12 protein-coding genes are annotated in these 14,099 nt (G+C 71.1%); 5 read left to right on the top strand and 7 right to left on the bottom strand.

The annotated features are described in order from the left end of the window. Positions 1-118 precede the first annotated feature (118 nt). The gene (locus ACWDR3_RS25590; protein WP_450354904.1) at positions 119-616 is read right to left on the bottom strand and encodes a DUF3052 domain-containing protein; all 498 of its coding nucleotides are present in this window, start codon (positions 614-616) and stop codon (positions 119-121) included. Positions 617-732: 116 nt separating this feature from the next. On the opposite strand from ACWDR3_RS25590, the gene ACWDR3_RS25585 reads away from it, so the two are divergent. Both ACWDR3_RS25585 and ACWDR3_RS25580 read left to right on the top strand, forming a co-directional pair. After that, on the top strand, positions 733-1,011 hold the full coding sequence (locus ACWDR3_RS25585) for a hypothetical protein (RefSeq protein WP_450354903.1): 279 nt from the start codon (positions 733-735) through the stop codon (positions 1,009-1,011). Continuing rightward, positions 1,008-1,400: a type II toxin-antitoxin system VapC family toxin gene (locus tag ACWDR3_RS25580; protein WP_450354902.1), complete on the top strand. Its 393-nt coding sequence runs from the start codon at positions 1,008-1,010 to the stop codon at positions 1,398-1,400. The genes ACWDR3_RS25585 and ACWDR3_RS25580 overlap by 4 nt, the downstream gene beginning before the upstream one ends. Before the next feature lie 480 nt (positions 1,401-1,880). Here ACWDR3_RS25580 and ACWDR3_RS25575 read toward each other — a convergent pair whose 3' ends face one another. Further along, the gene (locus ACWDR3_RS25575) at positions 1,881-2,282 is read right to left on the bottom strand and encodes a hypothetical protein (RefSeq protein ID WP_450354900.1); all 402 of its coding nucleotides are present in this window, start codon (positions 2,280-2,282) and stop codon (positions 1,881-1,883) included. A 184-nt stretch (positions 2,283-2,466) separates the two neighbouring features. Here ACWDR3_RS25575 and ACWDR3_RS25570 point away from each other — a divergent pair, with 184 nt between their 5' ends. Further along, the gene (locus ACWDR3_RS25570; RefSeq protein ID WP_450354899.1) at positions 2,467-5,979 is read left to right on the top strand and encodes a tetratricopeptide repeat protein; all 3,513 of its coding nucleotides are present in this window, start codon (positions 2,467-2,469) and stop codon (positions 5,977-5,979) included. Here the strand turns inward: ACWDR3_RS25570 and ACWDR3_RS25565 are convergent. Next, positions 5,930-6,232, bottom strand: a complete 303-nt coding sequence (locus ACWDR3_RS25565; protein WP_450354898.1) for a hypothetical protein — start codon at positions 6,230-6,232, stop codon at positions 5,930-5,932. The genes ACWDR3_RS25570 and ACWDR3_RS25565 overlap by 50 nt on opposite strands. A 300-nt stretch (positions 6,233-6,532) precedes the next feature. Between ACWDR3_RS25565 and ACWDR3_RS25560 the strand changes: the two genes are divergently transcribed. Beyond that, the gene (locus ACWDR3_RS25560) at positions 6,533-7,315 is read left to right on the top strand and encodes a hypothetical protein (RefSeq protein ID WP_450354896.1); all 783 of its coding nucleotides are present in this window, start codon (positions 6,533-6,535) and stop codon (positions 7,313-7,315) included. On the opposite strand, the gene ACWDR3_RS25555 is transcribed toward ACWDR3_RS25560, so the two are convergent. The 4 genes from ACWDR3_RS25555 to ACWDR3_RS25540 form a co-directional block, all read right to left on the bottom strand. After that, the gene (locus tag ACWDR3_RS25555; RefSeq protein ID WP_450354895.1) at positions 7,243-9,402 is read right to left on the bottom strand and encodes an NACHT domain-containing protein; all 2,160 of its coding nucleotides are present in this window, start codon (positions 9,400-9,402) and stop codon (positions 7,243-7,245) included. The two genes, ACWDR3_RS25560 and ACWDR3_RS25555, sit on opposite strands and share 73 nt — an antisense overlap. 112 nt (positions 9,403-9,514) lie before the next feature. After that, a complete protein-coding gene (locus ACWDR3_RS25550) occupies positions 9,515-10,504 on the bottom strand; it encodes a hypothetical protein (protein ID WP_450354894.1) in 990 nt (329 codons plus the stop codon). 101 nt (positions 10,505-10,605) lie between these two features. Then, positions 10,606-11,283, bottom strand: a complete 678-nt coding sequence (locus ACWDR3_RS25545) for a response regulator (RefSeq protein WP_450354893.1) — start codon at positions 11,281-11,283, stop codon at positions 10,606-10,608. After that, positions 11,284-12,480 carry a sensor histidine kinase gene (locus tag ACWDR3_RS25540; RefSeq protein WP_450354892.1) on the bottom strand — a complete coding sequence of 399 codons (1,197 nt, stop codon included), beginning with the start codon at positions 12,478-12,480 and terminating at the stop codon, positions 11,284-11,286. A gap of 236 nt (positions 12,481-12,716) precedes the next feature. Between ACWDR3_RS25540 and ACWDR3_RS25535 the strand changes: the two genes are divergently transcribed. Continuing rightward, positions 12,717-14,099 (top strand): alpha/beta hydrolase (locus tag ACWDR3_RS25535; RefSeq protein ID WP_450354891.1); only part of this gene is annotated, 1,383 nt, incomplete at its 3' end.

The following is a 14,099-nucleotide window of genomic DNA, read 5'->3' as shown; positions in this document are numbered from 1 at the left end:
TTTCCCTCACTACCCCGGATTTTGCCCCTTATCCCGAAGTTTTGTGTCGGCGTCCCCGAGGGTTCACGTTGGCGTCCCGAGAGTCTATGCCGAAGCCCGGCCGGTTCGGCTTCGCGCCCTACGGATTCGCCGCGGCACCCGCGCGATTCTCCTTCCGCCGTACGAACTTCAGCCCCGACCAGTCCTCCCCCAACGCGGCGACCTTCACATCGACGATGCCCAGCGGGAGGAAGAGGTCCCGCAGATCATTCTCAGCAATGTCACTCACGTGACCTGCGGCCTTCCGCGGCCAAGCGATCCAGAGCATGGCGGTGTCGGCGAGGGCGGCGACGAGGGCGGTGGCTTCGGCGGCGAGGGTGGCGCGGGTGCGGTAGAAGGCGAGGGTGATGTCGGCGGGGTGGGGGTCGCGGGGGCCTTGAGGGGTGGGGGTGGACGTGGTGGTGCGGGTGCGGGTGGTGGATGCGGTGAGGTCTACGTCGTCGGGGAGATCCGGGATGTCGAAGGTGTCCGGGGCGTGCAGCAGGCGTACCCGGTGGCCGGGCTTGATGCCGATCTTCTTGGCGAGCGGGGTGCCGGAGTAGCCGCCGCGGGTCGCGTTGTCACTGTGGCCGGCCATGTCTCGGCTCCTGAGGTGGGGCGGTGGATCGGTTGGACATCATCCAAGCGGCTGGGGTGACTTGGCGCCTGCGGAATCGCCGAGCGCAATAACAAGACTTTTGTTAAAGTGGCCTCATGGCCATCCCCGCAGACCCCGTTCCCGGCGAAGGCCCGGTCCGGCCGGTCTCCGTCTCGCTCCACGAGGGCACCATCGCCGCGCTCAAGGCACGGACCGGCAAGCGAGGGATGTCCGCCTACGTCGAAGCCCTGATCCAGCGTCAGTTGGAGCGGGACCGGCTGCGTGAACTCATCGAGGACGCCGAGACCGAGCACGGCCCGGTCGACCAAGCCGCGGTGGAGGCCAAGCGGGCGCGGCTCCGGGGTGACGGGGCCGACGCGGTGGACGCCGCGTGAGCGGCACGCTCGTCCTGGACTGCGAGGGGTTGTCCAAGCTCGTACGACGGTCACCCGAACTCACCGAATGGCTGGCCGCGGCCGAAGCCGAGGACATGCGCGTCGTCACGAGTTCCGTCACCCTCGTCGAAGCCCGGGATCCCAGGACCGACCAGGCCCGATTCGACTACGCCGTGTCACGCGTGAACATCGTCCCGCCGACCGAAGCCATTGCCCGGCACGCCAGCAGGCTCCTCGCGGCGGCGGGACTCCACGGCCACAAGTACGCCCTGGACGCCATTGTCGCCGCGACCGCTCTCGCCTCACCGGCCCCTGCGACTGTCCTGACGTCGGACCCTGAAGACCTCCGGGTTCTGTGCGGTGCCGGTATCCGCGTGATCAAAGTCTGAGTCTCTGCGGCGATAAACGTTTCCGCTGGTCAGCACACTCCTCCACTGATCACACAGGGCAGTGAATCAAGAGGGAAATCGGTAACTGGTCGCCGCAGGGCGTGGTTGTCCCCGGTACTCATCAGAGATCACCAGAAGGGACCTGCCTTCGTCGTGCACTTCGTCATGCGTCTCACTACAGCTCTGGGCACCGCACAGCGGATCAACTCCCGTACGTACCGGTGAGTTGTTCATGATCGAGCAGCAACAGGGCCCCGGTTCGGACCAGGTGCGGCGAACTCGGCGGCGCCGGGCGGGGGTTGTCGCGTTTCTCGTGGGACTCGTCGCCGCGCTTGCCTTCCTCGCGTTCTTTCCCGGGCTGCCGCACGTCATCGACTGGGGGGCGATTCTTGTGTCCCTCGCCGTGGGCGGGCTTGCTCAGTGGGGGTGCCGGTCCTGGATGGCGAGAACGGAGAGGGAGGAGAGTAGGCGCGCCTCGCCCTAGGGTCCGCCCCAGCCCGTCGACTCGTCGTCCGGGTCCTCCGTTGCGTAGAAGGTAGGGCCCAGGCGGGCTGCCAGTGTGTTGCCTGCGATGTCCGTTCGGGTTATCGGGCCCGTGCCGTCGGTGGGCTGGGTCAGGTGGGCGTAGTAGCCGATGGTTCCCCAGTCCGTCGGGCGGTGGAAGTAGAAGTCGGCCTTGTCGTCCGGGTATTCGGTGCGGAGCAGGGGGAGCACCGTCTCCAGGTCGTACTCGGCGCTGCGGCCGCTGAGCACGATGGTCACGTGATCCCGATCCGTTCGCCACACCCGTACGTGTGCGTAGCCGCGCCAGCCGTCGGGGTGAGTCGGCTGCCAAGGGTGTTCGTCGCGGATCATCTCGGGGTGGGTCTGCTCTTCGGCCATACCGCACCGTATGGGCGGTGGTGCGGGTGGCGCTCCTGACCATCAACCTGCCTGGGAGGTATGGGCAGTTCAGTGGGGGTGGGTGACGCGAGTATCGGTCCCCGTTGCGGGCCGGTCCGGGGGGCCTGTCCTCGCATAGACTCGGGCAACTGGCGTGGCGGGCGGGGGCCGAGGGGGAACGCGGGTGGATGAGCGCGGAACCGATGATCCCAGGCTGGTGTTCGCGGCGGCGTTGACCCGGTTGCGGCGGCGCCTGCCGGATGTGTCGGACGAGGCGCTGGCCCGGCGGGCGAGTGCCGTGGCGTTGCCGTCCGGGCGGCGGGTCGCCGTCAACGCGCGCCGGCTCGGTGAGTGGCTCAACGGGCAGTCCGTCCCTCGTCAGTTCGAGGCTGTCATGGCCTTGGTGCTGGCCATGGACAGGGCGGTGGGGGGCGCGACCGGTGCCCAACTCGGCGGTACGCACATCGGCATGGCGCAGTGGCAGCGGTTGTGGCGTGCGGCTCGGGAGCATCGGAACAGTGGCGGTGTGGGGCAGCGGATCGCGTCGTCCTCGCCATTGACCTCGAACTCGCCTAAGCATTCGCCGTCTCAGGGGCAGGTCGGCACGCCGGCACACGTGCCGGCTCGGATCGTGATCGGGCGGCCTCCCGGTGACGCCGCCGCACTGCGTCGGCGTGCGGAGTTGGCCGAGCGGATCGACGCGGGGCTGTTGGATCGTTCCGTACGGCAGGTGCTGCTCACGGGGGCGGGGGGTGTCGGCAAGTCACAGCTGGCCTCGGCCGCGTTTCATCGGGCCAAGCGGTGGGCGGAGGTGTTGCTCTGGGTGCCTGCGGGCAATCGGCTGTCGGTGCTGGGGAGTTATGCGCGGGCGTGGCGGGCGCTGTCTGGGGCGAGCATCGCGGGCGGCGTGGGTGGCTCGGGGGGCTCGGGGGGTGTGGGTAGCGCGGGCGCTACGAGTCTTGCAGGCCTCGCGGGGGACGTCGTCGCGCTCGGCGCCCGTGACCGGAACAACCCCGGCGGCCCCATGGCCCTCGCCCCCGCACCCAGCATCCCCCCGGCGGTCGTCCCCTCCCCCGACTCCGCCCCCGGCGGCGACGACGAAACCCAGGCCGACCTCTTCCTAACCTGGCTGAGATCGACCGCGACCCCCTGGCTCGTGGTCCTCGACGACATCGACGACCCGGGTGAACTCGCCGGCCTCTGGCCCGCCGGTGACGCCGGTCGGACCGTCCTGGTGACCCGACGACGGGATGCCGCGCTGTTGCGTCCCGGCGTCCGGGTCATACCCGTCGGGGTGTTCAGCGCCGCCGAGGCGACCGCGTACCTGACCGACCGGCTGCGGCTCGACCTGGGCGACGTAAGCGACTTGAGCGACGCGGGGCCCTTGGGCAACTTGAGCGATGCGCGCAAACTGGGTGATGCGGGCGTCTTGGGCGACGCGGGCGCCTTGAGCAACGTAGGCGATCTGTACGACGTAAGCGATGCAGACGGCTTGCGTGACTCGGGCGATCCCGGCGACGACCCGAGTCCGACCGCCGCCCACCACGGGTCCCCGGCGCGGTACCAGCCGCCTACGACGCACCACACTGAACCCCCGTCCTACCCTCACCCTCACCAAGACCTCGCAACCCTCGCCGCCCTGCTGGGCAACTTCCCCCTCGCCCTCTCCCAGGCCGCCGCCTTCCTCATCGACACCGGCATGGATCTGCCCACGTATCTGGGCCTGTTGGCGGACCGCCGGGAGCAGGTCGCCGGGCTGCTCCCGCCCTCCTCCCCCGCCGACGAACACGGCGGAACCGTCACGAGCACCCTCCAACTCGCCCTGGCCCGGGCGGAGTCACTCGCCCCGCCCGGTACCGCCCGCGCGATGCTCGAACTGATCTCGATGTTCGCGCCCGACGGCATTCCCGACGCGGTACTGCTCGGTTCGGCGGCGCGCGCATGGCTGGGTGACGGCCTCGACGGGGGCGAAGTACCCGAACGGGGCAGCCTGTTGGCGCTCCGGGCACTGCATCGGCTGAGCCTGGTCACCCACCACGGGCCCGCCCCCGCCGACGGCGCCCTGTCCGTCGTGGACGTGCACTCCCTCGTCCAGCGCGCGGTCCGCGACGGCGTACCGGCCGATCGCCGTGAACGCCTCGCCACCGCCGCGGCCGACGCGTTGGAGGAGGTCTGGCCCGCGCCGGACCGCGATCCGGAGACGGAGACCGCCCTCTACCGCAGCGCCGAGGTACTGCTGGCGCACGCCGACGGTGGCCTGTGGCGGGGCGGCGACCCACGTCCCTTGCCTGGCCGGCGTCCTCCGCCCGACCCGCAGCACCCGTCCGGCACGCATCCCCTGCGAGACCCGTATCACCTGCCCGACCCACAACCTCCGTCCGACCCGCAGCCCCTGCCCAGCCCACAACTCCCGTCCGGCACGCATCCCTTGCCCGACCAGCGCCCGGAACTCAACCCGCAATCCTCGCTCAACGCACGTGCCCCACTCCGCCTACACCCCCTACTCCGCCGTTTCAGCCCCCACCTCACCGCCCTCGGACGTCCCGGCGCCGCCCGCGACATGGCCCGGGCTCTGGCCGACCAGGCCCGCCGTCGGCTGGGTGACGGTCACCCGGACGTGCTGGTGCTGCGAGCTCAGGCGGCTCAGGCGGTCGGCGATCTCGGGGACACCGCGACCGCCCTGCACTCCCTGACGGAGATCCGGCGCGAGGCCGAGGACGGCCTGGGTCCCGTCGACCCCGACACGCTGTCCATCCGGCTCCACGAGGCGCGCTTCCGGATGGAGGCAGGTCAAATCGACGCGGCGCTCGCCGAGTTCGTCGCTCTGGCGGCCGAGGCGCGTACGACGCTCACCGCGGGTGACCCCCTGGTGGTCTTCGCCGACGACCATGTCGCCCTGTGCCGCGGGCTGTCCGGGGACGCCGACGGCGCGCGCGAGGGGTACGCCGCTCTCGTCCGGGAACTCGAACGGGACCTCGGGCCCCGGCACCCGACGACGTTGAAGACCCTCACCGGTCTCAGCCGGTGGATCGGCGAGACGGGTGACGTGCGGCTGGCGGTGACCACGTACCAGCAGGCGGTGGAAGGCCTGGCCGCCGTCTTCGGACGGCTGCATCCCGAGACCCTCGTGGCCCGGCACAACCTCGCCTACTGGCACGGCATCGCCGGCGAACTCGACGAGGCCATAGGGCAGTTCGTGGGCGCGGCCGACGACTCAGAACGCGCGCTCGGCGCCGAGCACCCCACCACCCTGACCTACCGGGTCAACCTGGCCTTCTGGCGCGGTGTCGCCGGAGACACCGCCGGCGCGCTCGACCAGCTGGAGCGGCTCCAGCAGCCCCTCGAACAGGTCCTCGGCGCGGACCACCCCCGCACCCTGCGGACCCGCCAGCAGCGGGCCGAACTCCTTTACCGCCGCGGCGATCACACCACCGCGGCGGACCAACTCACCACCCTGCTGGCCGACATGGTCCGGATCCAGGGCGCCAACCATCCCCGCACCCGCGAGGCCGACGAACTTCTGACCCTTTGGTCACGGGAACGGACCGCCACCACCGCGAACCTTCCGAACCTCGACGCACCGGACCTCAACGCGCCGAACCTCGACGTACCAGACCTCAACGCGCCGAACCTCGACGTACCAGACCTCACCGCACCGAAGACGGCACCCCCGACCGCCCCCGACGCACACTCCTGACGACCAGAACCCCCGCCCCGGCCACGACCGCACCGCCGATCGCCACCTGGATGTTGGTCCCCTCCCGGTCCTGGACGTCCGCCAGCGTCGCCCGCGCCCGCGCCTCCTCCTCGGGCGCCAACTGAAGGTCGTAGACCCGGTGTTCGGCCTGATGCAGTTCGTCCTTGTCCGCATACGTCACCAGACTCAGCAGGGCGAACGCGCCGCCGATCACGATCATGAGTACGCCGATCACGGACCTGGTTCCTCGCATGATGCCTCCCTGAGGGCGCGGCCGAAGGGTCGGGCCGGCGCTGCCACCCGCGCCGTTCCGAGGCCGCCGAATCTAGAGCCGCGTCCCGTTGCACCGCCCCCGCCTGCCCCTCCGCTATCCCCAACGCCGCAGGCCAGAGCCAGGAACGCGAATCCCCGCTCCGGCCCGGTACGGGGCGGAGGAGAGCCGTAGTAGCGTCCACACAGGGTAGAGACGTAGATACGCAGAGGCGCAGAGACGCAGCCGTGCGGGGACCAGGAGTGACGTCGGCGGAAGGCGGACGGACGGGTGAGCGGGGCGATGAGCTACGAGCCTGAGTCCGGGTCCGTATTCGGGTCCGTGCGCGTGCCCGGGTCCGAGTCCGAGCCGCTGCGACCCGAAGAGACCATCCCCCTCGCCCCGTTGCCCGGGCTGAAGGGCGCAGCACGACGGTACGGGACCGGGCTCAAGGGACCCGAGTTCGCCGAGGCGCAGCTCGTGGGGGCCGGGTGGGCTGCCGTGCCGGTCGTGGTGGCGCTGGTGGGGTTGCTGGTGCCGGGTGTGCGGACCGCCGCGTTGGTGTGTGCGGTGGTGCTCGGGGCGGGGGTGCTGGCCCGGTCGCTTCTTCTGGTCGTCTTCGAGCGGCGTCAACACGCGTACGAGCCCTGCTGGTTGGCGGACCGGACCGCCGACCTCCGTACCCACCACTTCCCCCTCCTGCGCTGCGCCGTCCGCTCGGACGAGGTGCCGGGTCCGCCCGAGGTCTATGACCTGACCAGGGGCCAGCAGGTCGGTGAGTTGCTGCGACGGCGCGAACGGGAGCGCTCCGTCGGTACGTTCTCCCAGGCCACCCTTCAGTTCGTCTGTTCCGTCGGCCGCGACGAACTCGCCGTGCTCGCCGAAGTGCGCCGGGAGCTGGCCGAGTTGGACTTCCAGCCGGTGCGCCCCGGCGCCCCGCAGGCCTGGGTCCGCTTTCCCGCGGCGAGCTATCTGGCGCTGCCCGACACCGGACGCAGGCCCGCCCGACGGGCCTACTGGGTGTTGTCCGGGCCGGTGTTGGTGTCGGCGGTGGAAGCGACGGCCCGGGCCGGCTCGGCCAGATGACGCTGGAGCAACTGGTGCCGGAACTCGTAATGCCCGTTCATCTGCCGTAGTACCTCCCGCCGTTGGGCGTCCTCCATGAACGCCATCAGCCGCCGCGGAGTGTGCCCCTGCACCGCCAGCCACCCGCGGGTGGCCACGAACCGCCCCCACGAACTGGACCCGAGCGCCATCAGCCCCAGCCCGGTGGCGCTGAGCAGCGCCCCGCCCGCCGCCCCCATCAACGCCTCGACAGCGGTGGGCAGTTTGTCGATCAGGGTGACGTCGTCGAGCTGCGGGGTGCGCCGGCCGGCCTTGATCGAGCCGCCGAGGTAGGCACCGGTGAGCCCGCCCGCGACGGCGCCGGCCAGCCAGGCGTAGAGGACCGTGGAGCGGTCGGAGCGGAGCAGGGTCGTAGGGGTGATGGCTTCCATGAGGTCGCTGGGTTCGCTGAAGTAGCGGGCGGCGGCGAAGGTGATGCCGCTCAACACCCCGCCGATCACCACGTATTGGGGTCTCTCGTAGAGGAACGCGACGATCACGGCGCAGGCGGCGCCGCCCACCACCCCGAAGCCGAGCACCCGTTGCAGCGCGTGCGAGGAGGGCGGTCGTACGGATCTCAGCCGCGGCTTGGCGCGGCGCGGATCGTCCCCGGGCACCAGTTCCACGACCAACGCGCCCACCAGCGCGGCACCCAGCCCGATCCACAGGCCCAGCAGCGGGCGGCCGAAGAGGGCGAACAGCGCGACCGTCGGGATCGAGCAGCCGATCGCGGCGTTGAGCAGGGCGAGCGTCAGATGGACCCAGCGCGGCACGGCCCGGTGCAGCTGCCACCAGGCCAGCCGTCCGGTGGCGGGATCGACGTTGCGGGCGAGGAAGGTCAGATGGCGGCGGGCGTCCTCGGCGCTGTAGTGCGGGGCCTTGTCGCGGGGTCGGAGGTAGGCCTGGGTGATGAAGGCACCCAGCAGCCGCTGCCCGATCCGTTCCTCGGCCTCGGCCTCCGCGTCGGCGCCCGCCCCGCCCCCCGCGTTCGCGTTCGGATTCGGATTCGGATTCGGATTTGGATTCCGATTCGCCCCGCCTCCCGAGAGGATCTCCCGAGGCAGCGAACCGTCCAACGACACGGCCAGGGAGAGCATGAACGGCGTCTCCAGCACCCGCGCCAGCGGCCCGTCCGGCCGTTCCTCCAGGGCGGCGAGCAGCGGTTCCAGTACCGGCCCGGGACGGGCGGTCTCCAGCACCCCGCGCGCCTCGTCCGCACGCAGCGGCTGAAGTCGTACGACGAGCGTCTCGCGCAGCATGCCGTCGGCGTCCAGCGCGTGGAACTCCTCGGTACGGCAGGCCAGTACGAAGGACCGGCCCTCCAACCCCGCGGCGAGACCCTGCAGTACGGCGGCCCGGTCGGCGGCCTGGTCCAGTCCGTCGAGCACGGGCAGCACGTGATGCCGGACCAACTCGGCGCAGATCAGCCGGTTGCGGGTCCTGTCGGTGCTGGCCGTGTAGACGGCGGTGAGTTCGTCCGTCATCCACTCCATGAGCGGGCGGGCCGGGTCCCAGGACGAGACCTGGAAGATCACGGGCACCAAGTGCCCGGCGGGCTCGGCGAGTTCGAGCGTGGTCAGGACACAGACGGTGGTCTTCCCGGCGCCGGGATTCCCCGTCACGACCAACCGCGACAGACCGCCCGCGCGCACGCGCCGCGCGAAGGTCCCCGTCAGCTGATTCAGCACGCCCTCCTCGGGCAACTCGCCGGCCAGCCGCGAGAACCGCTCCGCCCCGGCCCTCCGCCGCCATCGCACCGCCATCCGTCGGTCCTCGAAGAGCCCTCGGTTCCGGCTCTCGGCCGCCCACGCCTTGACCACACTCCGCGCCAGCGCCGGCACCTGCGCCGCGACCGCCTCGTCCAGGGTGCCGGACGGACGCAGCCCGCTGTACAGCACGGTCGTCACGATGGCGGCGACGGCGAGCACGACGGGTATCAGGGAGGCCCACAGGTCCAAGGGCTTGAGATCGCCGCTCCTGAGCCCCAGCACGGCGACGACGACGGTGGCCACGAGCACCGCGGCGAGCAGGCAGGCGAGGGCGACTCTGAGCACACGGCGGGTTCTCATGAACGGGGGTTCCTTGGGGTGGTCTTCGGGACTGCGACGGGCGGGACGGAGGGGGCCGCCGAGGTCACGCCGAGCGCTGCCGCAAGGCCCATCCTCAGCGCACCCGGCCCCCTCACGACCGGCCCTCCGGCTCGCCGACGGCCGGCGGCAGGGCATCCCCGCTGCGGGCGAAGACGGTCAGTACGGCGGATCTCCCCGCGGCGCGGCGCGTCAGCCGGCCGAGGACGGGGAGGTAGCGGCCGACCCACGCCTTGAGGAGCAGGAAGTAGAGCATCCCGCAGTACGTCCGGGCGGACCGTCGGCCGTAGCACGCCACCAACCGCGGCCGCATGCCCCGCAGTTGCTCCGCGATACGTGCCAGGGTTACCACACCGAGAGTCGCGAGGGTGGTGACACCGTGCGCCCGGTCGGGGCCGACGTCCATGTAGTCGTCGAGGGACTGCAGGGCCTCCCCCAGATCCATGGCGAGTTCACGTTCGGCGGGATCGAGGCCGGGTTTGACGATGCTGCACAGAATCAGATGCGCCGAACTGCCCTTGCCCCGGGTGATCTTCTCCAGCACGTCGACGGGAACGTCCACCTCGCGCTGCCGCCGCGACAGCACCTGGAACTCGTGCAACGAGGCGATCGCCGCGAACACGTCCTCACCGGGGGTGTACCCGAGCCTGCGCTCCAGTTCACGCACCAACCGCCCGAGCAGCGACTCGGCGTCCGTACCGGCGGTGAAAGGCCGGTTCCCCATCAGGTCGGCGAGGCGGGCATCGGCGGACGGATCGGTGTCACCGTCGATGAGATCGTCGTAGAGCCGGGTGACGGCACCAGCGAGAACGGCGACGTCCAGCGGCAGCGTCCGCCCGGTCAACCGGGCATAACCAAGCATCGCCAGCCCGAACTTCACACTCATCGCCCGCAACGACCGCTCGGCCCGCGCCCGTTCGTCCGGATCGGCAAGGCTCTCGCTCACCAGCGGCGCCACAACCTGTCCGTACGCCGCACCGAGCCCACCCAGCGACCGATAGGCCCCCACGACGGTCGACGGCAACCCCACAGCCATCCCACCCGACCGGAAGAGCGCACCGACCTCCACGAACCCCTGGCCCATCCGCACTCCCCCCGGCCCGTGCCATCCGAGCGTGACACATGGGTGAGCAGGCGGTAAATACCTTGGCTGACGCGGGCAGTTGGCGGACGCTCGCGACCGTCTCACTCCTCCGCGTCGCGGACCAGGAGTGCGATCTGCACCCGGTTCTCGACCGCCAGCTTGGCGAACAGGTTGCCCGTGTGCGCCTTGACGGTCGCGATGCTGATGCGCAGCCGCTCGGCGATCTCCGGGTTGCCGAGACCGTCCGCGATGGCCCGGGCGGTGTCGAGTTCTCGCTCGGTCAGCGCGGACAGCCGCTTCCGCGCGGCTTCGCGGGACGAGCGACGGGCCTCGGAGGACAGCGGCCCGGTGGCGGCGGCGATCACTCGTGCCGTGGCGGCCGGGGACAGCACCGGGTTCCCGTCCGCGACGGTCCGCACCGCGTCGAGAATCCGCGCCGGCGGGGTGTCCTTCAGGACGAACCCGAGGGCCCCGGCACGCAGCGCGCCGAGCACCAGATCGTCGGAGTCGAAGGTGGTCAGCATGAGCACCCGGGGCGGCGCCGGCCGGGTGAGGAGTTCCCGGGTCGTGCTGAGCCCGTCACGGCCGGGCATCCGGATGTCCATCAGCACCACGTCCGGCCGCTGCTCGTCCACCACGGTGATCGCGGCGTTCCCGTCGGCGGCGTCCGCGACGACGGTCAGGTCCGGTTCGCCGTCGATGACGAGTCGGAGCGCGAGGCGCACCAGTTGTTCGTCGTCGACGATGACGACACGCACCGGCTCCCGCTCGCTCTCCACTCAGCTTCTCTTTTCGTGGTCGTGGTCGTGGTCGTGACTCGGCCAGGGCAGTCGCGCGGTGAGGACGTATCCGCCGTCGGGTGTGGGGTGGTGGCTGAGGTGTCCACCGGCGAGGGTGATGCGTTCGGCGAGGCCGAGCAGGCCGAATCCTGATGCCGGCGGCCCGGTGGTCGTCGTGGTGGCCGAGGAGTTGTGGACGCTCACGCGCAGTTCGTCGCCGGCTGTTCCTTCGACGGTGATGTGCACGGGGGCGCCCGGGGCGTGTTTGACGGCGTTGGTCAGCCCTTCCTGGATGACCCGGTAGCAGGTTCGTCCCACGACGTCGGACGGTTTTCCCGTCACCGTGGTGGTGAGCCCGACGTCCAGTCCGGAGGTACGGGCGTCGGCCACCAGCTCCGGGATGCGGTCGAGGGAGGGCTGTGGCGGTTCCGGGCGGCCCGGTTCGGCGCGGAGCACACCGAGGACGTCTCGCAGTTCTTCCAGCGCTTGGTGGGAGCCGTCGGCGATGCCACGGATCAGCGTGCGGTTCTCCTCGGTGGGCAGGTCGCCGCGGTGGTCGAGGACTCCGGCCTGCATGGCGACCAAGGAGATCCGGTGCGCGAGCACGTCGTGCATCTCCCGGGCGATGCGGTTCCGTTCCAGGGCCCGAGCCCGCTCGGCCCGTGCGGTCTGTTCCCGCTCCGCGCTCTCCGCCCGCTCCCGCAAGGACCGCATCTCACCGCGCCCCGCGCCGATCGCCACGCCCATGGCCACCGCGATGCCCGCACTCAGTGCCGGGAGTGCGAGTTGGAGCGGTATCGAGCCGGGCGGGGTCTCGATCGGGTAGATCACGAGGGCGAGTTGCGACGCGGCGACGTAGACGAGCGCGACAACTCCGATCTCCACGGGACGGCGACGAGTGGAGATCGAGCACAGAGCCAGTAGCGCGGCCCCGATGGCGAGTGCCGATACGCCCGAGGCGATGGCGACCACCAGGGCGGCGGCCAACGGGAACCGTCGCCGCAGCAGCAGCGCCAACAGACAGCCGAGAGCCACCAGCGGATCGCCGGTGACCAACCACGAACACGTGTCGCTCGCGCACCCCCGCGGCAGCGCCGCACCGGTGGCGAGCCAGAAGGGAACGCCCAGTGCCGCGGCCGCCACCAGCCGCCACGTCTGCTGCCACCCCCCGAGCCGTGGCGCGACCTCCGTGTTCATCCGGTCATTGTCGCGAACCCGCGCGGCCGGTGCAGCGGCCCCTGCGACACCCCCGTCCTCGCCCTGTCCTCGCCCCGGAGTCGTAGCACCGCCTCGACTTTGGTCGAAGGTGCCTGGAGCCTCCGGGCCGATGTGCCGATGACGCCGGACGAACAGACTCGTATCCGTCGCCCGACCGTTGGGGCGCCCGACCGTTCCGGCGCCCGACCTCGTACGCCCCCTCAGGAGGACACCAGATGCGCAGAACCCTGTCCCTCGCCCTCGCCGCCACCGCGGTCGCGGCGGTCGCGATGCCGGGAGCGTCGGCGGCGACTCCGGACACGGTGACGGCAACGCCGGGGGCCCTGCGGTGGGGCCCGTGTCCGCAGCGGGCCGAACCGCGGAACGCCGACGCGCCCCGTCTTGAGTGCGCGACGCTCGACGTCCCGCTGGACTACCGCGATCCCGACGGCCGGCAGATCGAGCTCGCCGTCTCCCGCCTGGCGAGCAAGGACCCCGCGAAGCGCCGCGGTGTGCTGCTGACCAACCCGGGCGGCCCCGGTGGCTCCGGGGTGGACTACCCGGCCCAACTCGCCGGCGCCGGGCTGCCGAAGGACGTCCTCGACTCCTACGACCTGATCGGCTTCGACCCGCGCGGCGTCGGCCGCAGCACACCGGTGACCTGCGACCTGACACCGCGGCAGCAGGCTCGCGGCAACTTCCCGCCGTACGCGCACACCGCGGCCGACGTCGCCGCGGAGGCGCCGTACGCGCGGACCGTCGCCGACCAGTGCGCCACGTCGGAGACGGCGTGGATGCTGCCGTACACCACCACCGCGAACACCGCACGCGACATGGACCGGATCCGGGCGGCGCTGGGCGAGCCGAAGACCTCCTACTTCGGTTCCTCCTACGGCAGTTACCTCGGCGCGGTGTACGCGACGCTGTTCCCCGAGCGCGGCGACCGGATCGTACTCGACAGCAACATGGGCCCCGGCGGCTACGACCTGTCGAGCTTCCGCCTGCTGGGCCGCGGAATGGAGGACCGGTTCCCGGACTTCGCGGCGTACGCGGCCGCGCACCCCGAGTACGGTCTGGGCGCCACACCGAAGCAGGTGACCGCCAAGTTCTTCGAACTCGCGAAGCGGCTGGACGCCGAACCGGTCGACGGCATCGACGGGACGCTGTTTCGCGGGGTGACGTTCGATCGCCTCTACGTCGAGGGCTACCTGCCCCAACTGGCCACGGAATGGCAGGCGTTGGACCAGGGCAAGCCGCTGCCGACCGCGCCGCCGCAGATCACGGAGAACTTCTACGCCAGTCATCTCTATGTGGCCTGCGGTGACTCGCGTTGGCCCGGCAAGGTCCGGGACTACCAGCGCAATGCCGCGACCGACCGGGTGAAGTACCCGATGCTGGGCGGGATCACGGGAAACATCAAGCCGTGCGCGTACTGGCCGGACAGCCGGGTCGAGCCGCCGGTGCGGATCGGTGACCGCGGCCCGTCGAACGTACTGATGGTGCAGAACGAACGCGACCCGGGGACACCTCTGGCCGGCGCCATGAAGATGCGGCGGGCCCTCGGCGACCGGGCCACGATGGTGACCGCCGACCAGGGCGGGCACGGTGTCTACCCGTTC

It is taken from the genome of Streptomyces sp. NPDC001002 (genome assembly GCF_053599215.1).
This window is presented reverse-complemented; position numbering and strand designations above follow the sequence as displayed.

Coding starts and splice junctions, on each gene's coding strand:
- ACWDR3_RS25590 (WP_450354904.1), bottom strand. CDS start 616: ATGGCCGGCCACAGTGACAACGCGACCCGCGGCGGCTACTCCGGCACC.
- ACWDR3_RS25585 (WP_450354903.1), top strand. CDS start 733: ATGGCCATCCCCGCAGACCCCGTTCCCGGCGAAGGCCCGGTCCGGCCG.
- ACWDR3_RS25575 (WP_450354900.1), bottom strand. CDS start 2,282: ATGGCCGAAGAGCAGACCCACCCCGAGATGATCCGCGACGAACACCCT.
- ACWDR3_RS25565 (WP_450354898.1), bottom strand. CDS start 6,232: ATGCGAGGAACCAGGTCCGTGATCGGCGTACTCATGATCGTGATCGGC.
- ACWDR3_RS25560 (WP_450354896.1), top strand. CDS start 6,533: ATGAGCTACGAGCCTGAGTCCGGGTCCGTATTCGGGTCCGTGCGCGTG.
- ACWDR3_RS25555 (WP_450354895.1), bottom strand. CDS start 9,402: ATGAGAACCCGCCGTGTGCTCAGAGTCGCCCTCGCCTGCCTGCTCGCC.
- ACWDR3_RS25550 (WP_450354894.1), bottom strand. CDS start 10,504: ATGGGCCAGGGGTTCGTGGAGGTCGGTGCGCTCTTCCGGTCGGGTGGG.
- ACWDR3_RS25540 (WP_450354892.1), bottom strand. CDS start 12,480: ATGAACACGGAGGTCGCGCCACGGCTCGGGGGGTGGCAGCAGACGTGG.